25 protein-coding genes are annotated in these 22,610 nt (G+C 65.3%); 8 read left to right on the top strand and 17 right to left on the bottom strand.

Translation table 11 applies throughout. The annotated features are described in order from the left end of the window. Positions 1-156 precede the first annotated feature (156 nt). Entirely contained in the window at positions 157-597 is a 441-nt protein-coding gene (locus tag FJ867_RS15955) for a hypothetical protein (RefSeq protein ID WP_140500175.1), read from the top strand. Positions 598-645: 48 nt separating this feature from the next. Here FJ867_RS15955 and FJ867_RS15950 read toward each other — a convergent pair whose 3' ends face one another. The 8 genes from FJ867_RS15950 to FJ867_RS15905 form a co-directional block, all read right to left on the bottom strand. Then, a complete protein-coding gene (locus FJ867_RS15950) occupies positions 646-1,632 on the bottom strand; it encodes an ABC transporter permease (RefSeq protein ID WP_140516049.1) in 987 nt (328 codons plus the stop codon). A 229-nt stretch (positions 1,633-1,861) separates the two neighbouring features. Then, positions 1,862-2,833, bottom strand: coding sequence for an ABC transporter permease (locus FJ867_RS15940; RefSeq protein WP_140817885.1), 972 nt, complete (start codon positions 2,831-2,833; stop codon positions 1,862-1,864). Next, positions 2,830-4,380: a sugar ABC transporter ATP-binding protein gene (locus FJ867_RS15935; RefSeq protein WP_140674299.1), complete on the bottom strand. Its 1,551-nt coding sequence runs from the start codon at positions 4,378-4,380 to the stop codon at positions 2,830-2,832. The genes FJ867_RS15940 and FJ867_RS15935 overlap by 4 nt, the downstream gene beginning before the upstream one ends. 278 nt (positions 4,381-4,658) lie before the next feature. Continuing rightward, the gene (locus tag FJ867_RS15925; RefSeq protein WP_140817883.1) at positions 4,659-5,693 is read right to left on the bottom strand and encodes an ABC transporter substrate-binding protein; all 1,035 of its coding nucleotides are present in this window, start codon (positions 5,691-5,693) and stop codon (positions 4,659-4,661) included. A gap of 101 nt (positions 5,694-5,794) precedes the next feature. Next, the gene (locus tag FJ867_RS15920) at positions 5,795-6,709 is read right to left on the bottom strand and encodes a sugar phosphate isomerase/epimerase (RefSeq protein ID WP_140622968.1); all 915 of its coding nucleotides are present in this window, start codon (positions 6,707-6,709) and stop codon (positions 5,795-5,797) included. Positions 6,710-6,747: 38 nt separating this feature from the next. Beyond that, positions 6,748-8,283 (bottom strand): mannitol dehydrogenase family protein, encoded by a 1,536-nt coding sequence (locus FJ867_RS15915; RefSeq protein WP_140817881.1) that lies wholly within the window; start codon positions 8,281-8,283, stop codon positions 6,748-6,750. Further along, positions 8,280-9,062: an SDR family oxidoreductase gene (locus FJ867_RS15910; RefSeq protein WP_140817879.1), complete on the bottom strand. Its 783-nt coding sequence runs from the start codon at positions 9,060-9,062 to the stop codon at positions 8,280-8,282. Before FJ867_RS15910 ends, FJ867_RS15915 begins: the two co-directional genes overlap by 4 nt. Before the next feature lie 70 nt (positions 9,063-9,132). Continuing rightward, entirely contained in the window at positions 9,133-10,026 is an 894-nt protein-coding gene (locus tag FJ867_RS15905; protein WP_140500070.1) for a MurR/RpiR family transcriptional regulator, read from the bottom strand. Between the two features lie 331 nt (positions 10,027-10,357). Here FJ867_RS15905 and FJ867_RS15895 point away from each other — a divergent pair, with 331 nt between their 5' ends. Both FJ867_RS15895 and FJ867_RS15890 read left to right on the top strand, forming a co-directional pair. After that, positions 10,358-11,542, top strand: coding sequence for a Gfo/Idh/MocA family oxidoreductase (locus FJ867_RS15895; RefSeq protein WP_140557839.1), 1,185 nt, complete (start codon positions 10,358-10,360; stop codon positions 11,540-11,542). Positions 11,543-11,827: 285 nt separating this feature from the next. Further along, entirely contained in the window at positions 11,828-12,361 is a 534-nt protein-coding gene (locus FJ867_RS15890) for a sterol desaturase family protein (RefSeq protein ID WP_140500066.1), read from the top strand. Between the two features lie 47 nt (positions 12,362-12,408). Here the strand turns inward: FJ867_RS15890 and dinB are convergent, their stop codons facing one another. Continuing rightward, the gene (gene dinB / locus FJ867_RS15885; protein WP_140817876.1) at positions 12,409-13,650 is read right to left on the bottom strand and encodes a DNA polymerase IV; all 1,242 of its coding nucleotides are present in this window, start codon (positions 13,648-13,650) and stop codon (positions 12,409-12,411) included. Between the two features lie 141 nt (positions 13,651-13,791). On the opposite strand from dinB, the gene FJ867_RS15880 reads away from it, so the two are divergent. Then, a complete protein-coding gene (locus FJ867_RS15880; RefSeq protein WP_140500063.1) occupies positions 13,792-14,028 on the top strand; it encodes a hypothetical protein in 237 nt (78 codons plus the stop codon). Positions 14,029-14,172: 144 nt separating this feature from the next. Here the strand turns inward: FJ867_RS15880 and FJ867_RS15875 are convergent, their stop codons facing one another. Continuing rightward, entirely contained in the window at positions 14,173-14,589 is a 417-nt protein-coding gene (locus tag FJ867_RS15875; protein WP_140521490.1) for a helix-turn-helix domain-containing protein, read from the bottom strand. A 140-nt stretch (positions 14,590-14,729) separates the two neighbouring features. Here FJ867_RS15875 and FJ867_RS15870 point away from each other — a divergent pair, with 140 nt between their 5' ends. After that, positions 14,730-15,317, top strand: a complete 588-nt coding sequence (locus FJ867_RS15870) for a dihydrofolate reductase family protein (RefSeq protein WP_140516033.1) — start codon at positions 14,730-14,732, stop codon at positions 15,315-15,317. 150 nt (positions 15,318-15,467) lie between these two features. Here FJ867_RS15870 and FJ867_RS15865 read toward each other — a convergent pair whose 3' ends face one another. The 4 genes from FJ867_RS15865 to ada form a co-directional block, all read right to left on the bottom strand. After that, complete coding sequence (locus tag FJ867_RS15865) at positions 15,468-16,211, bottom strand: 2OG-Fe(II) oxygenase (protein WP_140521491.1); 744 nt, start codon at positions 16,209-16,211, stop codon at positions 15,468-15,470. Further along, entirely contained in the window at positions 16,208-16,753 is a 546-nt protein-coding gene (locus FJ867_RS15860; protein WP_140817874.1) for a methylated-DNA--[protein]-cysteine S-methyltransferase, read from the bottom strand. Before FJ867_RS15860 ends, FJ867_RS15865 begins: the two co-directional genes overlap by 4 nt. Positions 16,754-17,038: 285 nt before the next feature. Then, positions 17,039-17,269: a hypothetical protein gene (locus tag FJ867_RS15850; protein ID WP_140500055.1), complete on the bottom strand. Its 231-nt coding sequence runs from the start codon at positions 17,267-17,269 to the stop codon at positions 17,039-17,041. 12 nt (positions 17,270-17,281) lie between these two features. Then, entirely contained in the window at positions 17,282-18,361 is a 1,080-nt protein-coding gene (gene ada / locus FJ867_RS15845) for a bifunctional DNA-binding transcriptional regulator/O6-methylguanine-DNA methyltransferase Ada (protein ID WP_181168370.1), read from the bottom strand. A 123-nt stretch (positions 18,362-18,484) separates the two neighbouring features. On the opposite strand from ada, the gene FJ867_RS15840 reads away from it, so the two are divergent. Further along, positions 18,485-18,670, top strand: coding sequence for a transcriptional regulator (locus tag FJ867_RS15840; protein ID WP_140500052.1), 186 nt, complete (start codon positions 18,485-18,487; stop codon positions 18,668-18,670). Between the two features lie 87 nt (positions 18,671-18,757). Here the strand turns inward: FJ867_RS15840 and FJ867_RS15835 are convergent, their stop codons facing one another. Further along, complete coding sequence (locus FJ867_RS15835; RefSeq protein ID WP_140500050.1) at positions 18,758-19,450, bottom strand: helix-turn-helix domain-containing protein; 693 nt, start codon at positions 19,448-19,450, stop codon at positions 18,758-18,760. A 177-nt stretch (positions 19,451-19,627) separates the two neighbouring features. Here FJ867_RS15835 and FJ867_RS15830 point away from each other — a divergent pair, with 177 nt between their 5' ends. Together FJ867_RS15830 and FJ867_RS15825 are read left to right on the top strand one after the other, a co-directional pair. After that, complete coding sequence (locus FJ867_RS15830; protein WP_140500048.1) at positions 19,628-19,954, top strand: DUF1330 domain-containing protein; 327 nt, start codon at positions 19,628-19,630, stop codon at positions 19,952-19,954. 121 nt (positions 19,955-20,075) lie between these two features. Further along, positions 20,076-20,612, top strand: a complete 537-nt coding sequence (locus tag FJ867_RS15825; RefSeq protein ID WP_181168369.1) for a hypothetical protein — start codon at positions 20,076-20,078, stop codon at positions 20,610-20,612. Positions 20,613-20,667: 55 nt separating this feature from the next. On the opposite strand, the gene FJ867_RS15820 is transcribed toward FJ867_RS15825, so the two are convergent. Beyond that, positions 20,668-21,759, bottom strand: coding sequence for a phosphatase PAP2 family protein (locus tag FJ867_RS15820; RefSeq protein WP_140817871.1), 1,092 nt, complete (start codon positions 21,757-21,759; stop codon positions 20,668-20,670). A 243-nt stretch (positions 21,760-22,002) separates the two neighbouring features. Next, complete coding sequence (locus FJ867_RS15815; protein ID WP_140516026.1) at positions 22,003-22,452, bottom strand: ester cyclase; 450 nt, start codon at positions 22,450-22,452, stop codon at positions 22,003-22,005. Positions 22,453-22,610 lie beyond the last annotated feature (158 nt).

The raw sequence follows: 22,610 nt of genomic DNA, 5'->3' as shown, positions 1-22,610 counted from the left end.
AGCCGGCGGGCCCGTTTAGCGACGGTCTCCTCGCAGCCGGAACGAGACCGTGTGCTTGGAACCAATGATGGGCGAGACTGTTTAGCCATGAACTTCGATGCGACGCCGACGTCCCGGCCCGGTCGGGTGAGCAGCGAGCTTGAGGAGCCCCTTGTCATGAAGATTTCGTCCAGATTTCGTTCAGTCGCCATCGCCGTCATCACTGCCGCGGGCGTTGGCTTTGCCAGTGTCGCGCACGCCGACACCGGAACGATCCGCTTCTCCATCTACAAGGCGGCCTTCTTCATCGGCGGCGCCGGAGGCGAGGGCACGCTGACCTTCCATGGCCGCCGGTATCCGATCTCGGTCGGCGGCATTTCGGGCGGCCTCGCCTTCGGTGCCTCCAAGACCTATTTCCGGGGCACCGTGCGCCATATCAAGCGCGCCCGGGACGTGACGGGTGTGTACGGCGCGGCGGGCGGCGGCGGCGCGCTCGGCAAAGGCGCCCAGGTGATCGTCATGACCAACGACAAGGGCGCCCAGCTCGAGCTCACGGGCAGACAGGTAGGGCTGCAAGTCAACGCCGATCTCAGCGGCATGAGCATCACGGTGAAGTGAGGGCGATCACTGCGTCGGTGTTTCCAGGGATGAGCCGGCGGCCCCTCCCTACCGCTCCTCCACGATCCGCAGATAGGCCGCCGTCACGAACAGCACGATCAGGCCGAACAGGATCCTTCTTGCCCCCTCCGGCATCTGCAAAATCGTCAGCAGCGTCGTCAGCACGGTCAGGATCAAGGCACCGATGATGGTGCCGGTATAGCCGCCGCGGCCGCCGAAGATGGAGGTGCCGCCGATGACGGCGGCGGCCACGGAGGGCAGCACCAGCGGTTCGGCGAGGGACAGGGAAGGGGCCTTGATCAAGCCGATATAGAGCAAGCCGGTGATGCCGGCGAGCAGGCTGGAGAGGACGTAGAGCGCGGTGATGACCTGCCAGTAGCGCACGCCGGAAAGGCGGGTCGCGCGCTCATTGTCGCCGACGGCGTAGAGCAGGCGGCCGAAACCGGTGCGGTTGAGGCCGAAGACGATCAGCACCGCGACGGGGACGAACAGAAGCAGCGCGTTGGGAAACCCTGCGGTCACGCCGGTGCCGAGCCAGGCGAGGAAATCGGGGATCTTGGCGCCCGAGGCGATCACCGTGCGTTGATAGACCTGCAGGAAGCCGGTGCCGATCAGGCTGGTGCCCAGCGTCATGATCAGCGGATGGACGCGGAAGACGCCGACGCCGATGCCGTTGACGAGGCCGATCAGCACCGCCGGCATCATCGCCAGGAGGAAGGCCACGGCTGGGTCCTGGTTGACGGCTTGCGTAGCCATGATGAAGGCGCTCATCGTCGCCACCGTGCCGACAGAGAGATCGATGCCGCCGGTCAGCATGGTCATGGTCTGGCAGCCGGCAAGGATCGCCAAGGGAATGGCGAATTTGATGGTGTTGGCGATCCAGCGCTCGTTGACGATGCCGGGGCGCAGGATCTGCAAAATCACAACCAGGATGACCAGCAGGATGACCAGCGGAATCAGCGGCCGGTCGGCCATGAAGCGTTTGACACGGCGGCCGAAGGGGACGGGTTGGGGCGTGATTGCTGACGTGCTCATGGGGTGGCTCTTGTCTGCAAATGTAGCGCCCTACGGCGGCCCCCTCTGTCCTGCCGGACATCTCCCCCTCTAGGGGGGAGATCGGACGGGGTGACGGCTTTCGCAAATTGTCGGCGTTGCAAGAATGAGCGAGACGCCGAAGCTGCCAATCTCCCCCCTTGAGGGGGAGATGTCCGGCAGGACAGAGGGGGGCGCCGTAGAGCGCTATGCGCCAATTCATTCTCCCTCATCATTGCCGACCCCGCATCGTAATGAAAGCCCCGAACATCACCACGGCGACCATGATCAGGCCCTCGATGATGGCGGTGACGTTGGGGTCGATGGCAAGCAGGGTGAGGTCGGTGCGCACCAGGCGCAGCACGAAGACGGCGGCGATGGGGCCGAGCAGGCCGCCCTTGCCGCCGCCCAGCGCCACGCCGCCCAGCACCACGGCCGCGACGCTGGCGAGCAGATAGGGGCCGGGAATAGGAGCGCCGATGCCGGTGCTCATGGTCAGCGCCAGGCCGCCCATGGCCGCGAACAGGCCCGACAACGCATAGGCGATGATGCGGGTGCGCTTGACCGGCACGCCGCTGCGGAACGCCGCCAGCTCGCTCGAGCCGATGGCGTAGATGGACAGGCCGAGGCGCGAGCGCCTCAGCGGTATCCAGACGATGCAGAGGCAGATGATCAGCACCAGCAGAGCCTTCGGCAGCCAGGCGTCGATGTTCTGCGGCAGGCCGGGTATCGGGACCGTGCCTGAAATCATCGCCTTCAGCCATTCGGCGGCGGCGCCGCCCGGCGCGCCGAGCACCAGAAGAGCCGCCCCTTGCAGCACGAACAGCATGGCGAGCGTCACCACGATGTCGGGGACACGGGTGGCGACAATGAGCAGGCCGTTGAGCGCGCCGAGCACAAAACCCATGGCCAGTACGAAAGGCACCACGAACAGCGCGTATTCTTCCGAGGCGCCGGCCATCATCGAGGCGGCGGTGACGCTGGTCAGCGCCATCATGGCGGCGACCGACAGGTCGATGCCGCCGGCGATGACGACGACGGTCTGCGCGGCCACGGCAAAGGCGTAGGGCAAGACGGCCCGCGCGAGCGAGCCGAAATCGCCGCTGCCATAGCCGGGCTGGATCAGCTTGGTGACGACGAACAGCACGACGAGGAGGGCGAACAGGCCGGCGACCCAGCCCTGGCGGCGCAGGAGATGGCTCATGGCGTCGCCTCCGGTGCATCCGGGGTATTTGCTGTGGGGTCCGCCAAAATGCCGACATCGGCCTTGGCGCCGCGCGGCAGGCCGTAGGCGGCGCGCATCAGTGCCGGCTCGTCCGCCTCCTCGACCGGGAAGATATCGACGACGCGGCCGCCGAAGATGACGATGACGCGATCGCAGACGCGCTGCACCTCTTCGAGTTCCGAGGTGTAGAACAGCACCGACTTGCCGTGGCCGGCGAGCTCGCGCAGCAATTTATAGATCTCCTGCTTGGTGCCGACATCGATGCCGCGCGTCGGGTCGAAGCACAGGATGGTGCGGGCATCCGCCGCTATCCAGCGGGCGATGGTCACCTTCTGCTGGTTGCCGCCGGACAGGCGCTGCACCTCGCCTTGCGCGCGGGTGTCGATCTGGAGGCGCGCGATGGCGCTCGCCACCGTGGCGCGCTCCTTGCGCATGGCGATCGGCCCCCAGTTGCGCAAGGCGGCGCTGAAGGGCAGCGCGATGTTCTCGCGCACCGAGCGCTGCATGGCGAGGGCCTCGGAGCGGTCGCCCGGCACATAGGCGATGCCGGCGCGGATGGCGTCGATCGGATGGGTGAATTTCGCCGGCTGGGCGTCGACCTCGATCGTGCCGCCGGACGGTTTGATCGAGCCGGCAAGGGCGGCGAACAATTCATCCTGGCCCTGGCCTTCGAGCGCGACGACGCCGGCGACCTCGCCGTCGGCGAGATCGAAGGAGACGTCGTTGAGCTTGGTGCCGACACGCAGATTGCGCACGGCGAGACGCGGGCGGACAGGGGCCGACGTGGCGGCCTGGCCGGCGGCGCGGGCTGCCATCTTGGTCTTCTCGATGCGGGCGCCGAGCATCAGCTCGACGATCTTTTCCTCCACGCCGGGCTCGATGTCGAGAACGCCGACGGTCGCGCCGTCGCGCAGCACGGTGGCGCGGTCGCAGAGCGCCGAAATCTCGACGAAGCGGTGCGAGATGAAGATCACGGCGCGGCCGCTGTCGCCTTGGCGACGCACGACTTCCAGCACCTTTTCAGCGAGGTTGGCGGGGAGCGCCGCGGTCATCTCGTCGAGCAGCAGCACGTCGGGCTCGACGGCGAGCGCCCGCGCCAGATCGAGCACGCGCAGCACCGCCAGCGGAATGTCGCGCGCGGTGTCGCGCAGGTCGAGGTCGGGAATACCAAGTTCGCGCACCCAGGCACGGAACGGCTCGACGGGCGTGCCGGTGAGCCGCAGATTGGACAGTATGTCGAGATCGGGGATCAAGGACGGTTCTTGGTAGACCGGCAAAAGGCCAGCGCGGCGCGCGGCGGCGGGCGAGCGTATGTCGCGCGCCTCGCCGCGGATCAGCACGCGCCCGGCGGAGGCAGGAACCGCGCCGGTCAGGATCTTCACCAGCGTCGACTTGCCGGCGCCATTGGCGCCCATCAGGGCATGCACCTCACCCGGCAGGACGGACAGCGACGCGTCGCGCAGCGCGGCAACCGCACCGTAATTCTTGGCGACGCCGGAGGCGTCGAGGAGGGGACTGGTGGTCAAATTGCTGTCCCTATCAGAAACTCAATTGCTGGCGCTCTACGGCGCCCCCCTCTGTCCTGCCGGACATCTCCCCACAAGGGGGGGAGATCGGCCGTAACTTCGGCTTTCGCCAATTTTCAACGTGGCAAGACGAGAGCCGGCGCCGAAACTGCCAATCTCCCCCCAAGTGGGGGAGATGTCCGGCAGGACAGAGGGGGGCGCCGTAGAGCGCTAACCTATCAAACCTTTGGTTGGCGAGGACGGCAAACGCCATTCTCGCTAGCCAATCAAAATAGCCCTTACTCCCCCGGCCCCTTGCACGCCACGATCTGGTCCTTGGTGTAGGTCGTCCAGTCGGGGATCGAGATCGAGACCGGCCATTCGGGGCTGAGCGACGGATCGGCGGCGGCCTTCAGCTTGGCCTTGCCTTCCTCGGTGGCGTTTTCCCAGAGCTGCGGCTCGACCAGAACGGTCTGCTGCGCCGGCTTCTTGCCGTCGAGGATCTGGAGCGCGAGCGTCACGCCGGCGCCGCCGATCGAGCCGGGATTGGTCACGGCCGCCCCGACCAGGTCCTTGACCGAATTCAGCTGGCCGACGAAACCGGCATTGTCGGCGCCGACCACGGGCACCATCGGCGCCTGCGATTCCACCAGCGCGTCGACGATGACGTTGTCGATGCCCGAGGTCCATACGCCGTTGAACGGCGTGCCGGTGGCGAGGAAGGACAGCATCTGCTGCTTTGCCTGGTCCTGCTGCCAGCCGGTGAACACTTCCTGTGCGACCTTCACGTCGGGGAATTCGGCCAGCGCCTTCTTGAAGCCCTTGTCCCGATCCGAGTCGGCCGAGGCGCCGGCGGCGCCGCGCATGTAAAACACCTCACCCTTGCCGCCCATCTGCTGGAACAGCCATTTGGCGCCGAGATAGGCATATTGTTCCTGGTTGTTGGAGATGATGTAGGCCGAGGGTTCGGTGACCGCCTGGTCGACGGCGACGACGACGATGCCGGCCTTGGTGGCTTCCTCCAGCCCCGCCTTGATGCCGGCGGGATCAGCCGGATTGACGACGATGGCGTCGACCTTGGCGCTGATCAGGTTGCGGATGTCCTCGAGCTGCCCGGCGGCGTCAGTGTTGCGGTGGGCGATGTTGAGCTTGCTCACTTCGCCCGAGGCCAGCGCCTGCGCCTTCATGGCGCAGACCATCTCCTCGCGCCAGCCATTGCCCTGCACGGTGTTGGAGATGCCGATCGTGTATTTGCCCTCGGCGGACGAGGCGCCCATCGAGGCCAGCAAGGCAGCGCCGGCAAGGAGCGGCACCATGGTCAGGTATTTCTTCATTTCAGATTTCCTCCACTTTGATTTTCGTTTCGATTCCAAGTCGTTACACCGGGCCGCGCAGAAAGAGATTCAGGCGGCGCCTCGATGTTGTTTTTGCGCCTTCATTTGACGAAGGGACGCAGCACGTCGCGGGCAAGCAGGAAACCGCGCTTGACCTTATCGTCGCTGCCCTCGAACCACCGGTCCTCGTGCTCGATGATGATCGGGCCGTCGTAGCCGGCACGATAGAGGCCGGAGAAGAAGCCGTTCCAGCCGACATCGCCCAGCCCCGGCATGCGCGGCACCTGCCAGCCTATGCCAGACGAAAGGATTCCGCGCTCGTACAAACCATCATGATCAATCATCAGGTCCTTGGCATGGACATGCAGCATGTAGGGGCCGAATTCCCTGATGAAGCGGGCCTGGTCGATCATCTGCCAGACCAGGTGCGAAGGATCGAAATTCATCCCGACATCGCCGCCCCAGGTTTCGAGGATGCGGCGCCAGACCAGCGGCGAATAGGCGATGTTGTGGCCGCCCGGCCATTCGTCATAGCTGAAGATCATCGGGCAGTTCTCGAAAGCGAGCTTGACGCCGTGATCGCGCGCATGGGCGACGATATCGGGCCAGATTTCGAGCGCGTGCTGCCAGTTGACGTCGACGGTCTTCGAGGCATCGCCGCCGCAGAAGGTGTTGACCAGGGGCACGCCCATATTCGCGGCCAGCACGATCACCTGCTTCAGATGGTCGATCACCGTCTTGCGGTGGGCGGCATCGGGATGCAGCGGGTTGGGATAATAGCCGAGACCGGAAATGGTCAGCCCCTTGCCGGCAAGGTTTGCCGCGATATCCCTGGCCTGCGCCGGCGAGGTCGCGGCGGCGTCGATGTGGCTGGTGCCGGCATAGCGGCGGCTGGCGCCCGAGGCTTTCGGCCAGCAGGCGATTTCCAGCGCCTCGAAGCCGGCCGAGCTTGCCCAGTCGGCGACCGCGTCGAGCGGCGTCTCCGCGAACGGTGCGGTGAGCAGTCCAAGCCTCATAATGCCTCCCCCGGTCGTGAATTCACGACCGATTCCTACTATGCAGATCGTGCCGGTTGCTTCAACCGCTCATCTGCCGGTTGCGCGCATGCATGCCTGACGGTTGCCATCGGATCGTCCGACAACAGCCCGTCGAGCGCCGATGTGACGGCCTTGCGGAACATGTCGTTGGCGGCGAGGGCGGGATCGAAGATGGCGTCGATCGCCAGGATGCCCGCGGCCAGCGCCGGGATGTCGCGTCCGCTTGCCTCCGCTAAGCCAGCGACCTTGCCGGCATAGGGGTCCGACACCGGCCAGCGCCGGCCGAACCGGGATGAAGCCTGGATCAGATAGGCCATCCAGCCGGCGACGGATACCGACAGCAGCGCAATGCCTTTTTCCTCGCCCAGCCGATCGCGGATCGGGTTGAGCAGGCGCTGCACGATCTTTTGCGAGCCGTCGGTGGCGATCTGGTGGTTGCGGTGGCGGATCGCGGTATTCTGCAGACGGCCAAGGCTCTGCTCGACATAGGCTGATGGGTCCATGCCGGGCACCGGCTTCAACGTTGGCAGCGTCTCCTCGACGAGCATGCGGCGCACGAAGGCCGATAGCAGCGGGTCCGCCATCGCATCGAAAGTGTGTTCGAGGCCGGCCAGCACGCCGAGATAGCTGAGTGTCGTCTGAGCGCCGTTCAGCACACGCATCTTGAGATGCTCGAATGGCGTGACGTCGTCGACGAAGGTTGCCCCCACCAGGTCCCAGCGCGGCGCGCGGCCGGCGAATTTCTGTTCGATCACCCATTGCCGGAACGGCTCGCCGGCGACGACGGCTCCATCGCGATAGCCGAAAAGCTGCTCGACGCCGTCGAGATCGGCCTTCGTGCTCGCGGGCACGATGCGGTCGACCATGGCGCAGGGGAAGGCGGCATTGGCCGCGATCCAGCCGGCAAGGCCGTTGCCGCGCCGTTCGGCAAAAGTCCGCACGACATTTTCCAGGATGGTGCCGTTCGCCGGGATGTTGTCGCACGAGAGCAGCGTCAGCGGCCGGCCGTGCGTGGCCATGCGTTGCTCCAGCGCCCGCGCCAGAATGCCGGGCACGCTGCGCGGCATCAGCGGGTTTGCGAGATCGTGGACGATGTCGGGATGGTCGAGGTCGAGCGCGCCGCTGGCCGGAATATGGCAATAGCCCTTTTCGGTAACGGTCAGCGTCACGAATTCGATGTCCGGGGAGGAGAGCACTTCGAGCGCGGGCATAGCGCTCGCCTGGCTATCGACAATGCGCACGATGCTGCCGATGACGCGGGCCTCGACATGGGAATCCTGGCGGATGAGCCTGGTGTAGAGCCCGTCCTGAGGGCCGAGCGTATCGGCGAGCGCCGGCGGACGGATGTTGATGCCGACCACGCCCCAGCGGCCGAAGCTCCGCGCCAGGAGGTCGTCGGTGTATTCGGCCTGGTGGCAGCGGTGGAAGGCACCGACGCCGAGGTGCGCCATGCCTGCCTGGAGCAAGGCACGGTTATAGCCGGGCCTTTGCACCGTCGCCGGCAGGCGGCCGAGCAAGGCCGGACCGAGCGTCTCGGGCGCGGCTGTGCTCACCGGTTGGCTCCGATCACCCACTGTTCCTGGTCGATCAGCGAGCCGGTCATCGGTCCCGCGGCGTCGGAGAGAAGGAAGACGGCGAGCCTGGCCACGTCCTCCGCCGAGAACAGCCGGCCGAAGGGCTGCGCGGCGTTGGCGGCATCGAGCCAGCCGGCGCCGTGGCCGAGCGTCTCGGCCTGGATGACGCGCTCGGCGGGCGTATCGGTCCAGCCGACATTGATGCCGTTGACGCGGATGCGGTCGAAGCGGTGGGCGTTGGCGGCGTTCCTGGTCAGCGTCGCCAGCGCGCCCTTGGTGGCGGAATAGACGGCGAGCTCGGGCGAACCGCAATGGGCATTGATCGACAGGATGTTGACGATCGCGCCGCCCTGGCCCCGCTTCCGCATGTCGGCAATCGCCGCCTGCATGAGGAAGAAAGGGGCGCGGGCATTGACGGCGAACAGCGAGGCCCAGTCGTCGGGGGTCGCATCGAGGAAGGAGGCCCGGTCGGTCAGGCCGGCGGCATTGACGAGACCGTCGATACGGCCGAAGCGGTCGATGCAGGCTTGCGCCAGGAGGGCAGGGGCTGCCGGGTCGGAAAGCTCGGCGGCGATGAAGTGTGCCGGCGTGCCCGCTTGCGAGAGCTCCGCAGCAACGGCCTCGCCGCGCGTCCCGTCGCGGCCAGTGACCAGCAGGCCGCCGGCGCCGGCACGCGCCAAGGTTTCGGCGACTGCCCGGCCGATGCCTTGCGTCGCGCCGGTGACCAGCACCATCTTGCCGTCGAGCTGAAGCTCCATTCCTCCTCCCGGAACAAAGTTTCTATTTCTGAAGATATGGAATGTCAGTTCCCGTTAGTCAACCGCGCAATCATTCTGCCCGTTGGGCCACGACACCATGGACCAAAGCCATGCCGACGGCGAGCGACGCCGCCAGCGAGCGGAAGCCTGCGAAGTCCTGTTCCACAACTTCCAGCCAGGTGTCCGAGAACTTGACCAGCGGAGAAAAAGTGCTGTCGGTGATGGTGACGATCCGCGCGCGCCGCTCGTGGGCGACCGCGACGAGGTCGGGCGTGATCGAATTGTAGGGACTGAAGGAGACCGCCAGCACCGCGTCGCGTCTGCCGATGCAGCCGACCTGGTCGAGCGCGGTGGAGCCGACATTGTCGACCAGCACATTGCGCACGCCTTGCTGCGACAAGGTCAGCGAGAGATAGCTGGTGACGGGAAAGGCGCGCTTGGAGCCGATGACGTAGATCAGCTCGGCGGCCGAAAGCAACGCCACCATTTTCTCGAAGCTCTCGATATCGAAGCCGGTTTCGATGCGGCCGAGCGAGGCCTGCGAGGCGCCGACCATGCCGCGCAGGAAATGCAGGTCGGCATTGGATACGCGCGGCGTGCGTTCCTGGCCGCGCCCTTCCGGCCAGGACGCCTTGACATGGTCCTTGAACAGGCCCTGGAAATCGGAAAAGCCGGCATAGCCGAAGATCTGGGCGAAGCGCACCAGCGTCGAAGGCTGCACCCCTGCCTGCGCGGCGACCTGTGCGATGGTGCCGAGCGCGACGTCGCTCGGATGCTGCCACAGGAAGATCGCGACCTGGCGCAGCCGCTTGGGAAAATGGACCGTGCCCGACGACAGCACCGCGCGCAGCTCCTCGTAAGTCTGCGGCTTGATATAGCCGAGCGCCGCCAGCGAGCGCCCGCGCTTGCGGGTCGTCGCCTCGTCGGCGCTGGACCGTCCGGATGATTTGCGCGCCCCGCTCATGATTTCAGGCTAGCGCGATACGATCGTTTTACAATATGAAAATTGGAAATCCTGTTCGAGGGTGGTAGCTGTTCTGCAGCGAAGAAGTTCGATGCATTCAACATAGCACCCTATGGCGCCCCCCTCTGTCCTGCCGGACATCTCCCCCACAGGTGGGGAGATTGGCGGCGTCGACCGCGACGCCTTTCATGCAACGCTGGCAATTTGGCGAAAGCCGGCGTGACATCCGATCTCCCCCCTTGTGGGGGAGATGTCCGGCAGGACAGAGGGGGGCGCTACAGAACTCGACGGTGGGTGCTGGCTTAACATCCTTAAATCGGAGGAGACAAATATGGTCTATGCGACATCGGACGGATCGGCGGGCAAGCGTTTGCGCGTCGGCATGGTGGGAGGCGGGCAGGGCGCTTTCATCGGCGCGGTGCATCGCCTCGCCATGCGGCTCGACGACCAGATCGCGCTGGTGGCCGGAGCGCTGTCGTCCGACCCCGGGAACGCCGCCGCCTCGGCCGCCGAGATCGGCATCGCGCCGGAGCGCAGCTATGCCGATTACCGCATGATGGCAAAGGCGGAGGCGGCGCGCCCGGATGGCATCGAGGCGGTCGTCATCGTCACGCCCAACCACCTGCACGCGCCGGTCGCGACAGCCTTTCTGGAAGCCGGCATCGATGTGATCTGCGACAAGCCGCTGTCGACGACGCTGGGCGAGGCGCAAGCCCTGGTGGCGCTGACGCGGGAGAAAAATCGCCGCTTCGTCGTGACCCTCAACAACACCGGCTACGCCATGGTGCGCCAGGCGCGCGAGATGGTGGCGGCGGGCGAACTCGGCCGCATCGTCTCCGTGCACGGCGCCTATATCCAGGACTGGCTGACCAGGCCGATCGATGCCGACGGCCAGAAACAGGCGGAATGGCGCACCGACCCGGCGCGCGCCGGCCAGTCGGCGGTGCTGGCCGATATCGGCGTGCATGCCTTCAATCTGGCGAGTTTCATCAGCGGCCGCGAGGCCGAGACGGTGTCGGCCGACCTGTTCACCGCCGTGCCGGGACGGCGGCTCGATGATAACGCGCATGTGCTGGTGCGCTGGGCGGGCGGGGCACGCGGCACGATCCTGGCCAGCCAGACGTCGCCCGGCCACTATAATGATCTCTCCGTGCGCATCTATGGCGACAAGGCGGGGCTTGAATGGTCGGGCACGCGGCCCGAGGAACTGCGCTTCTCCAGATATGGCGAGGAAACCCGCACGCTCGTGCGCGGCGGCCATGGCTCGACCGAGCAAAGCCGGCGCGTGTCACGCATGCCGGCCGCCCATCCCGAAGGCTATATCGAGGCCTTCGCCAATTTCTACCGCGACGCCGCCGACATCATCCGCGCGCATCGTTCGGGCGCTGCTGTCGATGCGGCCCGGGCGGCGCAGGTGCCCGATGTGGTCGACGGCGCGCGCGGCGTGAAGTTCGTCGCCGCGGCGGTGGAGTCGAACGCGGCTGATGGGGCGTGGACGGCGGCGAGGTTTGGGTGAGGGTGTGCCATCCAATGTGAAGTACGCCATCGCGGCCACGTCGACGGTGCCGCGCGGTTGATGGCGATCAAGAGTTGGCCGTCCATTCGGGCCGCGCTGAGTTCCGCCATTTTTCAGCTCGTTGCGAGGCTGGTTTCGAGGGCAGCAGCCGGTTGACTCTGCTTCCAAATCGTTGCCGCCGACCTTGCGCGAGGTGATTGCGACGCTATGTCAGGCGCATCCGCGTTGCTCCCCGCCCGCGCATTCGGCAATCTGTCGCTTCTTCGGCGTTGAAGGCTTGCTCCGATGGAACTCGGTCTCATTGGATACTACAGCGACTTCGTGGTTTACCCCCTGGCGATCGCCCTGCTGGCTGTGGCCGGGCTTATCGAGGCCGGCGAAGAGAGCGCGCCAGGCTGGCTGGCGACGGCGCTGGCGTGCCTGTGTCTGTGGACGCTGATCGAATACGTCATGCACCGCTTCGTCCTTCACCACATTCCCTGGATCAGGGATCTGCACGCCCGCCATCATGTCGAGGAGCGCAGTCCGGTGGGCACGCCGACCTGGCTCAGCCTCGGCGTGCATGCGCTTGTCGCGTTCTTTCCCGTATGGATGGTCTCGGATTTCGCGGTCGCCAGCGCGGCGAGCTGCGGGCTGATGCTGGGCTACCTATGGTACGTCAGCATCCACCATGTGATCCATCACTGGCATCCCACTCATCCGAGCTATCTCTACACGCTGAAGCGCCGCCACGCGCTGCATCATCATGTCGACGAAAACGTCAATTTCGGCGTGACGTCGCTGTTCTGGGATCGGGTCTTCGGCACGATGCGGCTCTGAAGCCAACTGGTGTGCGCCATTCGGGAAGCGCAGACAGCCATTCCCGCTTACAATTCCTTCTGCGCCAATTCCCTGAACTCGTCGGGCACCGAGCGGGCCGCCTCCAGCGCCACGGTGCCGTAGCCGACGGCCTGTTTGCCGAAACGCTCGCGGATCTTGTCGATGGCGCGGTCGGCGCCGAAGCGTGCGAGGCCCTTCCTGGTGCCGGGGCGGCGCTTTTCGTCGGCGAGGCCGAGCGGCAGTTCGAACTGCAATTCGGCACTTTCCTCCAGATGCGAGACCGAGATCGCCAGCAGCGAAATCGTCCTGTCATGCGGATGATCGGCAAGCACGCCCCGGACCAGGTCTGTCGCGATCTCGGCCAGCATCACCGTCGCCGAGATCGGCTGGTCGAGCGTGATCGAGCGGGTGACGGCGCTGAGGTCGGCGAAGCGCACGCGCACCGTCACCGTGCGGCCGGGGCGCGCCTTGGCGCGCAGCCGGCTGGCGACCCGGTCGGCCAGATGCAGCAGGACGGGTATGTAGACGCATTCCAGTGCCGGCTTGCGGCCAAGCGCCGACTGGGCACCGGCCGAATGGGCGCGGCGACGTGTTTCCAATTTGCGCGGATCGCGGTTCCCCGACAAGGCGGCAAGCTTTTCGCCGGCGGCAGGGCCGAGCAGCCGCGCCAGCGCGCCGCTGTGCGTCCTGGCCAGTTCGCCGATTGTCTGGACGCCGATCTCGGCCAGCCGCGCGCTGGTCGCCGGGCCGACGCCCCACATCAGGGAGACCGGCAGGTCATGCAGGAAGGCGATCTCGGTGCCGGGCTCGACCACCACCAGCCCATCGGGCTTGGCCACCTGCGAGGCGATCTTGGCCAGGTGCTTGGTGCGCGCCACGCCGATCGAGATCGGCAGGCCGAGTTCGCTTCGCACGCGGCGGCGAATGGTCGAGGCGATCTCCCGCGGCTGGCCGAACAGATGCGTGCAACCGGCGACATCGGCGAAGGCCTCGTCGATGGAGATGCGCTCGACCAGCGGCGTGAAATCGTCGAGCACCTTCATCGCGGCGTCGCCGAGCCGCTGGTAGTCGCGGAAATTTCCGCCGACGAAAATCAACTGCGGGCAGAGCTCGCGCGCCTTGCGCCCCGGCATGCCGCCGCGCACGCCGAAGGCGCGGGCTTCGTAGGAGGCGGCGAGCACGACGCCGCCGCCGACCGCGATCGGCTTGCCGCGCAGCGACGGGTCGAGAAGCTGCTCGACCGAGGCGTAGAAAGCGTCGAGATCGGCATGCAGGATGGTGGGCTCCATCCCCGGTTCCTCGCGACGTTGTAGAGTATGGAACATAAAGAGAACAAACATTGCTCGCTGTCAAGCTAGGTCGCGATCCGCCGGAACATTGTCGCTCACAATCGCGTTGACGGCCGAAGGGCGCCGCGTGCGGAGGCTGGCATGGGCAACTTTGAAATGATCGATCTGGTTTGCGTCGTCAACGCCTGCTCGACCGACCGCGCCGCGGGGCGGCTGGTTTCGATGGCCAAGGCCGTGGAGGAATTGCGGGTGCTGACCGGCGATTTCGTCTCGGCCGACGAAACAGTCGCGAATGCGCTGAGTGAAGTCGCGCTGCAGTGCGGCTGCGCCGTGCTGTTCGATGAGCAGGCGGGCGCCGACATATTGCGCACGCCATAGCTCGTCGCCGGCGTGCTGCAATGCATCACGCAACCGTTCCAATTGCTTGTTTTTGCGCTATTCCGAACAGAGGGCCGTGACGCACTTTCTAACGCGCGTTGCCTGTGCGGGTCGTTGTCCCCGAGGCCACCTTGGCGACATCCATCAACCGAGATGCTCCGCCCGCAGCGCCTGCTTGAGGCGCTCCAGCGCCGGCTCGCCGTCGGCAGCGAGCTTATCGGCGATCCTTGCCAGATCATCGTCGGCCTTGCGGTGCTTGCTGCCCCAGGCGCCGAGCGTGGCCAGCACGGGCAAAAGGTCGATGCCGGCCTCGGTCAGGCGATAGATCGCCTTCAGCCCATGCGTGGGATCACCGCTGCGGGTGAGGATGCCTTCGTCCTGCAATGTCTGGAGGCGCTCGGCCAGCGTACGCGAGGAAATGCCCTCATCGGATTGCAGGAATTCGCGAAAGTGCTTTTTTCCGGCGAAGACCAGGTCGCGGATGATGAGCAGCGTCCAGCGGTCGCCGAGCAGTTCGAGCGACAGGTTGATGGGGCAGCCAGACCGGTCCCGTGTCGACATGTGTATGGTTCCATTTTTAAATCGCTTTACTATTGACATCATTTTCATCTCAGGTCAATAGTTCCAAATGTAAACCATCGGCAACCGTGCCGGCCGGACGGGTAAAACGAGCCGCTCGGCCCTTGACTGGGAGAACCATAATGAAAAAGCTGATCCTCCAGATGCAGATGTCGGTCGACGGTTTTGTCGGCGCCGCCGGGGATCATCGCTGGCAGCTCTGGGAATGGGGCGACGACAGCGCCTGGGACGAGGAGCTGAAGCGGGACTTCAACGCCGTCTTCGCCGGCATCGATACCATCCTCTTGAGCCGCAAGATGGCCGAGGAAGGCTACCTTACCCATTGGGGCAATGCGGCGAAGAGATATCCGCGCGACCCGTTCTATGCTTTCGCCCAGCGCATCGTCGAGGCGAGGAAGGTGGTGCCGAGCGACAGGCTCAAGGCCTCGCGATGGGAGGGCACGACAGTGGTCAGCGGCGACCTGCCGCGGGAGGTCGACTTGCTGAAGAGGGGTGAGGGCGGCGACATCGCGGTGTTCGGCGGCGCCGGCTTCGCCTCGGCGCTGATCGCGGCCAGGCTGGTCGACGAGTTCCAGCTGTTCATCAACCCGGCCGTGCTGGGCGCCGGCCGCCGCATCTTCGACCAAGGCGGGTTCGGCAGGCTGCGGCTGCTCGGCTCGAAATCCTATGCGAGCGGCATGGTGGTGAGCCGCTACGCGCCGGCCGGCTAATCGAAAGGCATTGCACTGATATCATGCCTGCCGTTGAGCTTGGGCATGGCAGTCGGCGATGCAGCACCAAGCGCGGTTGTGCCTTAGCCCCAGGGGCGAAGGGAACACGCGCCTCGATGTACTCTTGGTCAACACCTTGGCCTCACCAATTCACTTCGCATCATGAAAAATGATGCCCACCGTGTGCCGCATGCCCGAGCGCAGGCGGCTGACGCCGTGGCGCAGATTGACGCGGTAATTGCCCTTGGTGCCCTGCACCGGCCGATTGTGGACGGCGAAGGAGACGGCATCGCCCTGGCGCAAGGGCACCACTTCCACCCGGCTCTGCATGCGCGGCCGCTGTTCGGTCAGGGCGAACTCGCCGCCGGTGAAATCCTCGCCGGGTTCTGAAAGCAGAACCGCCACCTGCACCGGAAAAGCGAGGTCGCCATAGAGGTCCTGGTGCAGGCAGTTGAAGTCGCCGGGCACATATTGCAGCAGAAGTGGCGTCGGCCTGACCTGGCCGGCGGCGTGGCACTGCTTGAGAAAGGCGGCATGCGTTTCGGGATAGCGCGTGGCGATGCCCATGCGTTCGTTCCACCGGTTGGCGACCTCGGCGAGCCTGGGATAGAGCGCCGTGCGCAGCCCGCCGATCAGGTCTGGCAAGGGGTAGCGGAAATAGCGGTATTCGCCCTTGCCGAAGCCGTGCCTGGCCATGTGGATATGGCTGCGGAAATGTTCTTCATGCGGATAGAGCCCGGCGAGTTGTCGGCACTCCTGCGGCGTGAGCAGCTTTTCCATCACCGCACAGCCGAAGCCGTCGAGTTCGGCGGCTAGGGCTGGCCAGTCGTAAGCGGCAACGCGTTCCTCGGCGGCTTTCACCACCGATGCCGCAACCTTGGCATGGGCGTTCATATTGCGGCCTCTTTGTCGAGCAAAGCGTGCTTGCGCTCAGTGCCCCAGCGGTAGCCGGAGGGCGTGCCGTCGGCGCGGACGACGCGGTGGCAGGGAATGCCGAGCGCGATCGCGTTAGCGGCGCAGGCCGTCGCCACGGCGCGGGCGCCGTTCTGTTGGCCGAGACGCTGGGCAAGGGCGGCGTAGGTGATGGTTGCGCCGCGGCGGATGCTGCGAAGCTCGCCCCAAACTTTTTGCTGGAACGGCGTGCCGTGGCTGATGTCGAGCGGCAGGTCCAGGCCGGCGGCGGGCGTTTCGATGAAACGCGTTATCGCCGCAAGATCGCCTTGCAAGGCGGTCTCGTCCTCGACCAGCATCCTGCCGGGGAAGCGGCTGGCGAGATCCTGCGCCAGCGCCTCGGCGTCGGAGTCGATCAGGATGGCGCAGACGCCGAGGGAACCGCGCGCGGCGAGGATTTTGCCGATCGCGGATTGGGCGATGGCGTAGGTGATGGTGTCGGCGCCGGAGGCTGTCGCCGGCGTGTGGGTTTGCATGAGGTTCATTGCTTCACTCCTTCTGTGTGCCTGAACCCTAGCCGCGTGCCTTCCGTTCCTCACTCCGATGCTTGCTTTCAAATTCAATTTCCGGAACGGTGCGGAGGTAAGTACCCTACGGCGCCCCCCTCTGTCCTGCCGGACATCTCCCCCACGAGGGGGGAGATTGGCAATTTCGGCGCCCCACTCATTCCTGCAACGTCGTAGATTGGCGAAGGCGGTTGTGACAGCCAATCTCCCCCCAAGTGGGGGAGATGTCCGGCAGGACAGAGGGGGGCGCCGTAGAGCGCTGATTTATGCGATACGAATGACAGCAACCTCGCCAAGCAAAAAAACCTCGCCTGATAACAGCCGCAGTTCGATCTCGCCGGTCGCGCCACGGCTCCACTCGGCCTTGCCGCTCTCGACAAGCTCCCCGAGCGCAGCCATCACCAGCGACCGCGCATCTTTGGCGCGTCTGACGGCGCCGCGATGGGGGATCCCAATGTCCGCATCGGTGGTGGAAGACCTTGCCATCGCGCCCATTGCCGCTCCTCCTCAGGCCTCGCGGCCGAGCAGCGCGCGCTTGCGCTCCGCGCCCCAGGCGTAGCCGGACAGGGCGCCGTCCTTGCGGATCACGCGGTGGCAGGGAATGGCGACCGCGAGCGCGTTGGCGGCGCAGGCGCCGGCAACGGCGCGGGTCGCCTTCGGCGCGCCGATGCGCCCTGCTATCTCGGCATAGGAGACGGTGCGGCCGGCCGGGATGTCCCGCAGGGCCTGCCAGACGCGCTGCCGGAACGCGGTGCCGCGCAGGTCGAGCGGCAGGTCGAGACCAAGCCTTGGAGCCTCGACGAAACCGACGACGCGGGCGACGAGCGCCTCATAATCGCGGTCGGCGCCGATCAGGCGCGCCTTGGGGAAACGGTCCTGCAGGTCGCGCACCAGCGCGTCCGGGTCGTCGCCGAGCAGGATCGCGGCGACGCCCTTCCTGCTCGACGCGACAAGGATGGCGCCGAGCGAGCATTCGCCGACGGCGAAGCGGATCTCCTCGCTGGCGCCGCCGGCGCGGTAGCGCGTCGGCGTCATGCCGAGCATGCCGGCCGACTTCTCATAGAAGCGTCCGCTCGAATTGAAGCCGGCATCGTAGATCGCCGCTGTCACGCTGGCGCCGTCTTCCAGGCGCCGGCGCACCCTTTCGGCGCGCCGGGCGGCCGCGTAGTCCTTTGGCGTCAGGCCGGTGACGGCCTTGAAGGTGCGGTGGAAATAGCCGGCGCTGCGGCCGGCGGCGGCGGCCAGTTCACCGAGCGACGGTTCCTCCTCGCTCTGTTCGATCCTGCGGCAGGCCTCGGCCACCATCGCGGCGTTGCAGGCCTCGAGCGAAGGTCCGTCGGGATTGCAGCGCCGGCAGGCGCGAAAGCCGGTCGCCCTGGCCTCGTCCAGCGTGTCGTGGAGCTGCACGTTCTTCGGGTTGGCGCGCCGCGACGGGCAGGAGGGCCGGCAATAGACGCCGGTCGTCGCCACCGAATACCAGAAGCTGCCATCGGCCGATTTGTCGCGCGCCACGACTTGCGTCCAGCGCGGATCGTCGGCGACCGGCAGCGGCGCGGGTTTGAGATCCTTGGCAAGGGTGATGAACATGGCCGGCATTGAAGCCGCAGACGACCCGCGTCGCCACCCGTTTCCTGCCAATTGAGAGGTGGACGCGAGCGTATTCGTCGGGACACACAAAGGATATGACAAGATTGATCCGGAGAAGGTGTGATGGAAAACATTCGACCCCTTAAGACCGAGGCCGATTACGATCGGGCGATTGCCGAAATCATCCAATATTTCGAGAACGAGCCGGAAATCGGCTCTCTTGGCGATTACCGGTTTGATGTTCTCGCGACCTTGATCGACGCTTATGAGGATAAGCACTACCCTATCGAAGCACCCACATCCCGTTGAAGGTTATTCACTCACACATTCAACCTGTCGCGAAAGGCGAAAGCCGCCGCACCCGGTGCCCGATCGCTGTTCCCCGAGCCCTCGTTTCTACGCCGCCCGTTTGGGCTCGACCGCGAACGGGCTGAGGCCGAGCCAGGTCTGCATCTTCCTTGCGATGTGCTGATCTCCGGTCAAGGCGACCTTCGCGCCGGCCTTCTCGACGGTGATCAATCCCATCCAGATCGCCGTCATCGTGTGCAGGTCGGTCGAGACGTAGAGGTCGATATCGAAGCCCGGATCGTACCAGCACAGATCGACCTCGCCATGCTTTTCGACGATCAGCCACCACGACCGTTTGGACGCCGGCAGCTCCTGGTACAGGAATTGTATCACGGTGCGCCCGTCGGGCAGCGGCGAGGGGTTCAGATTGCGCCGCATGTCCCACATCAGCAGCGACGGATCGAGGTTCTTGAGGGACAGCCGGGACTCGACCCATTTCTGTCCCCAAAAGCCCATCGCCTCGACGACGGGGCGCAAATCCCGGCCGGCCTCCGTCAGCCGGTATTCGGAGATGCCCTTCTCGCCCGGCACCTCCTTGCGCTCGACGATCCCGGCGAGCTCGAGCTCCTTCAGCCGTTGCGACAGAAGGCTGGGCGACATTTTGGGGACGCCGCGGCGCAGGTCGTTGAAACGGGTCGAACCCGCCACCAATTCGCGCATCAGCACCATCGTCCAGCGGGTGCACAGCACCTCGGCGGCCATCGATAGCGGGCAGAACTGCTTGTATCCGTGCTGGGCCATGATCCGACGTCCTCCCTCGAAACTGGGCTGAACATTAGGCCTTCATGAAGGAAGCGGCCAGTACGGAAACTGTACCGGCCCGGTACAGATCGCGGACTGGCCGGCGCCGGCCCTGCCATGCGAGCCCTTTGACCGGCCGCGGGGATCTCCCCTGTGCGCCGTAACAGGGAGAAGACCATGACCACATACGTCATTGCAGACATCAAGGTGAAGAACCCGCAGTGGATGCCGGCCTACGCCGCATCGGTGCACGACCTCGTCCACAAGCATGGCGGCAAGTATCTGTCGCGCAGCGGCAATGTGAAGACGCTTGAAGGCAAGCCGCTCGACACCACTCTGATCGCGCTGATGGCATTCCCGTCGGAAGCGGCGGCGCGCGCCTTCGCCAACGATCCGGCCTACGCGCCCTTCGTCTCGGCCCGTCAGGACGGTAGCGACAGCCGCTTCCAGATGATCGACAACACAGACCTGGCGGGGACGATCCCGTATCTGCCGAAGGGATGAAGCTTTCCTCCATCCGTCGCATCGCTTTCGGGCTCTCCGAGCAACGACAATCACGGCGCTTGCCTGCCGCGCCTCCGTATTTCCGGCGGCCGGCGCGCTGGGCCTTTTCAAGAAGAATGGAATGAACATGATACGCAAATTCCACGACGGGCTTCTCATGGCGGGGGCCATGCTGGCCGTCTGCGCCACTTTCGCCCAGGCCCATCAGGACGAGGTCGCATTTACATCCGGCGCGAATCCACTGGCCGGTAAGGTGCGGGCGGCGAACGGCCGGTTCCTCGACGTCAAGGTCGCCACGGACGAAGGCTATGCGCCCATTCCCTGCGCCAGCGGCATCACCGGCGGCGCGATGGGCATTCACTATGTCAACGGGCAATACCTGAAGGACGACAAGATCGACATCGCCCGTCCCGAGGCCGTGATGTACGAGCCGATGGCCGACGGCACACTGAAGCTGGTGGCGGTCGAATACATCACCGCCAAGGGGCCGGCGTCACTGGACGGCCAATTGTTCAACTTCAACAGTGCGCCCAACCGTTACGGCCTGGGCGAATTCTACGAGCTGCATGTCTGGGCCTGGAAGGGCAACCCGACCGGCACCTTCGCCGACATGAACCCGAAAGTGTCGTGCGAACACGCGGTGGCGCCCAGCCAGTAAGCAATGAAGCCAGGCGGTGAAGGCCGCCTGGCTCGACGCTGTCCGCTCCGGCCCGTTATCGCGGCGCGGGATTGGGGGCCGCCGATCCCGTATCGGAAGACTGTTGGGCCACGTCGGAAGCCTGCTGCCCCGATGCCGGTAGAACGAAGCGTCCGGTCAGGTACCAGAGCAGAGAGACCACGATGATCGACAGGTAGCCGTCCACGGCATAGTGCCAGCCGGTATAGACCGAGCCGAACAGGATGAGTGCGGCGAACGACCAGCCGGCAACGGCCCAGCGGCGACCAAAGCCGGTGAGGAAGAAGGCATTGAGCGTGACGATGGCGACATGCATGCTCGGCATTGCTGTGATGCCGCTGCCCAGCGCGGAGCTGCCGCTGTCGTGTGCATCGAGCAGATAGCTGGCGGCGAACCGCACCGGCAAGGCATACGGGTCTGCCATCAGCGCTGCGAGCACCCCGGCAAATCGGCTGCCGCCATAGAACCGGTCGTAGAATATCGGCCCGCTGGATGACAGCATGATTGGAAGAACGGTGCCACACAACATCATGGTGAGCGCGAACGCCCAGAGATAGCGGATGCGCCGGGCGGGACTGTTCCAGAAGGCGACGAAGAGCACGACGCCAAGCCATTGCATGAACCACCAGGACATATAGGCCTTGAAAACCAGCATGGAGGCGGGCTCTGAAACGATGCCGTGCGTCCATACCCAAGGATCGACGCCGTGCAGCCAACGATCGAGGTCGGCCAGCATGGGATCGGCATAGTAAGGCACGATCTCCGGTATGGTGATCCTGAATGTCGTGAAAGCGATGATGCCGAGAAAGAATAGCAAGACGACCCGCGCGGCCGCCGGCCCGCGTTCCTTGAGTATGTGCACCATGAATCTTGTCGGCCTGGGCCCGCCATACACCAATGCCGTTAACCCGAGGCCAACCACCAGCAGCACCGGCAGCAAGCCGAGGAATGTCCCGAAGTACTTTATGGACAGCAGAAGATATCGCTCAGGCCGCAGGCAAAGCGCCGTCGCGACGCAGACCAGGCACAGGCCCGTCAGCAGCCAGCTGCTTCTGGTTGTCGCCACGCCAAGATCAACAGTGGAAACCGATCGGAGATCGCCGCCCTGTGTTCCGGTGTAACCACTCATCAGGGAGGTCCCGCCAGCTTTCGAACTTGTCATGAATGTTCTGGCGGCAACGTATTAATATCTTGTTGCACCCGTAATGGTGTCTGGTTTCCAATGTAATACTCAATAGTGTAGTATTGTATTCAAATACGGGCTGAGGACGATGGCGGTGCTGGCCCTGTGTTGGGTTGCTGCCAAGAGGCCTTTCGTCACGCACGTGCAATCGAGAGGGACCACTGCCTGGACGGCGATGGTCCCTCTCATTCAAGCCGCCTTGATCAGGCCGAGCTGGGTCAACGCCGCGACGCCGTCGTCGAGGCCGATCTCCTCGACGATCCTGCCCTCGATCACCTTCAGCACCGTGGTGCCGGTGAAGCGCATGGTGCGGCCGGTGGCGGCGGGCAGCGAACCGACGAGGAAATCGCTGAAGGCCGGACCGGCATGGGTGCCGCCGCCTTCCCACTGGCCGACGACATAGTCGCCTTCGGCGATGAGGTCGGCGGTGGCCCAGAAGTTGAGGTCCGGGAAGGCAGCGCGGAAATCGGTCATGAAGGCCTTGATGTCCTCGCGGCCGCGGCGCGGTTCATGCAGCGAATATTTGAGGAGCATGTCGGGCGCGGCGATGGCGTCGACGACGGAAAGATCGCAGGTTTCACCCCAGAAATCAGTGAACCATCTAACGACGACGGCCTTGTTGTCTTCCTGTTTGGTCATGGGAAAAGTCCTCTTGTGTTTGCACGAGATCGCCAGGGCGGGCGGCGACCCCGCGCAAACACTAGGAGGATCGGCGGGCGGGCAAACTCCGCTTCTTGCCCGCCAATCGAAAGTCGGGACCGCAAGCGAGGAACGCGGCGGAGGCACCGGCGTGGTAA

The sequence above is a fragment of the Mesorhizobium sp. B2-5-3 genome (assembly GCF_006441005.1).
Taxonomy (GTDB): Bacteria; Pseudomonadota; Alphaproteobacteria; order Rhizobiales; family Rhizobiaceae; genus Mesorhizobium.
The sequence above is the reverse complement of the archived record's forward strand: the minus strand, read 5'-3'. Positions and strand labels throughout refer to the sequence as shown.

Bases quoted from the DNA above. Each gene is read 5' to 3' on its own strand.
- FJ867_RS15860 (WP_140817874.1), bottom strand. From the start codon at position 16,753: ATGAACCTCATGCAAACCCACACGCCGGCGACAGCCTCCGGCGCCGAC.
- FJ867_RS15830 (WP_140500048.1), top strand. From the start codon at position 19,628: ATGACCACATACGTCATTGCAGACATCAAGGTGAAGAACCCGCAGTGG.
- FJ867_RS15820 (WP_140817871.1), bottom strand. From the start codon at position 21,759: ATGAGTGGTTACACCGGAACACAGGGCGGCGATCTCCGATCGGTTTCC.
- FJ867_RS15955 (WP_140500175.1), top strand. From the start codon at position 157: ATGAAGATTTCGTCCAGATTTCGTTCAGTCGCCATCGCCGTCATCACT.
- FJ867_RS15835 (WP_140500050.1), bottom strand. From the start codon at position 19,450: ATGGCCCAGCACGGATACAAGCAGTTCTGCCCGCTATCGATGGCCGCC.
- FJ867_RS15905 (WP_140500070.1), bottom strand. From the start codon at position 10,026: ATGAGCGGGGCGCGCAAATCATCCGGACGGTCCAGCGCCGACGAGGCG.
- FJ867_RS15895 (WP_140557839.1), top strand. From the start codon at position 10,358: ATGGTCTATGCGACATCGGACGGATCGGCGGGCAAGCGTTTGCGCGTC.
- FJ867_RS15890 (WP_140500066.1), top strand. From the start codon at position 11,828: ATGGAACTCGGTCTCATTGGATACTACAGCGACTTCGTGGTTTACCCC.
- FJ867_RS15940 (WP_140817885.1), bottom strand. From the start codon at position 2,833: ATGAGCCATCTCCTGCGCCGCCAGGGCTGGGTCGCCGGCCTGTTCGCC.
- FJ867_RS15825 (WP_181168369.1), top strand. From the start codon at position 20,076: ATGAACATGATACGCAAATTCCACGACGGGCTTCTCATGGCGGGGGCC.
- FJ867_RS15925 (WP_140817883.1), bottom strand. From the start codon at position 5,693: ATGAAGAAATACCTGACCATGGTGCCGCTCCTTGCCGGCGCTGCCTTG.
- FJ867_RS15920 (WP_140622968.1), bottom strand. From the start codon at position 6,709: ATGAGGCTTGGACTGCTCACCGCACCGTTCGCGGAGACGCCGCTCGAC.
- FJ867_RS15910 (WP_140817879.1), bottom strand. From the start codon at position 9,062: ATGGAGCTTCAGCTCGACGGCAAGATGGTGCTGGTCACCGGCGCGACG.
- ada (WP_181168370.1), bottom strand. From the start codon at position 18,361: ATGTTCATCACCCTTGCCAAGGATCTCAAACCCGCGCCGCTGCCGGTC.
- FJ867_RS15870 (WP_140516033.1), top strand. From the start codon at position 14,730: ATGAAAAAGCTGATCCTCCAGATGCAGATGTCGGTCGACGGTTTTGTC.
- FJ867_RS15850 (WP_140500055.1), bottom strand. From the start codon at position 17,269: ATGGGCGCGATGGCAAGGTCTTCCACCACCGATGCGGACATTGGGATC.
- FJ867_RS15875 (WP_140521490.1), bottom strand. From the start codon at position 14,589: ATGTCGACACGGGACCGGTCTGGCTGCCCCATCAACCTGTCGCTCGAA.
- FJ867_RS15865 (WP_140521491.1), bottom strand. From the start codon at position 16,211: ATGAACGCCCATGCCAAGGTTGCGGCATCGGTGGTGAAAGCCGCCGAG.
- FJ867_RS15840 (WP_140500052.1), top strand. From the start codon at position 18,485: ATGGAAAACATTCGACCCCTTAAGACCGAGGCCGATTACGATCGGGCG.
- FJ867_RS15815 (WP_140516026.1), bottom strand. From the start codon at position 22,452: ATGACCAAACAGGAAGACAACAAGGCCGTCGTCGTTAGATGGTTCACT.
- dinB (WP_140817876.1), bottom strand. From the start codon at position 13,650: ATGGAGCCCACCATCCTGCATGCCGATCTCGACGCTTTCTACGCCTCG.
- FJ867_RS15880 (WP_140500063.1), top strand. From the start codon at position 13,792: ATGGGCAACTTTGAAATGATCGATCTGGTTTGCGTCGTCAACGCCTGC.
- FJ867_RS15950 (WP_140516049.1), bottom strand. From the start codon at position 1,632: ATGAGCACGTCAGCAATCACGCCCCAACCCGTCCCCTTCGGCCGCCGT.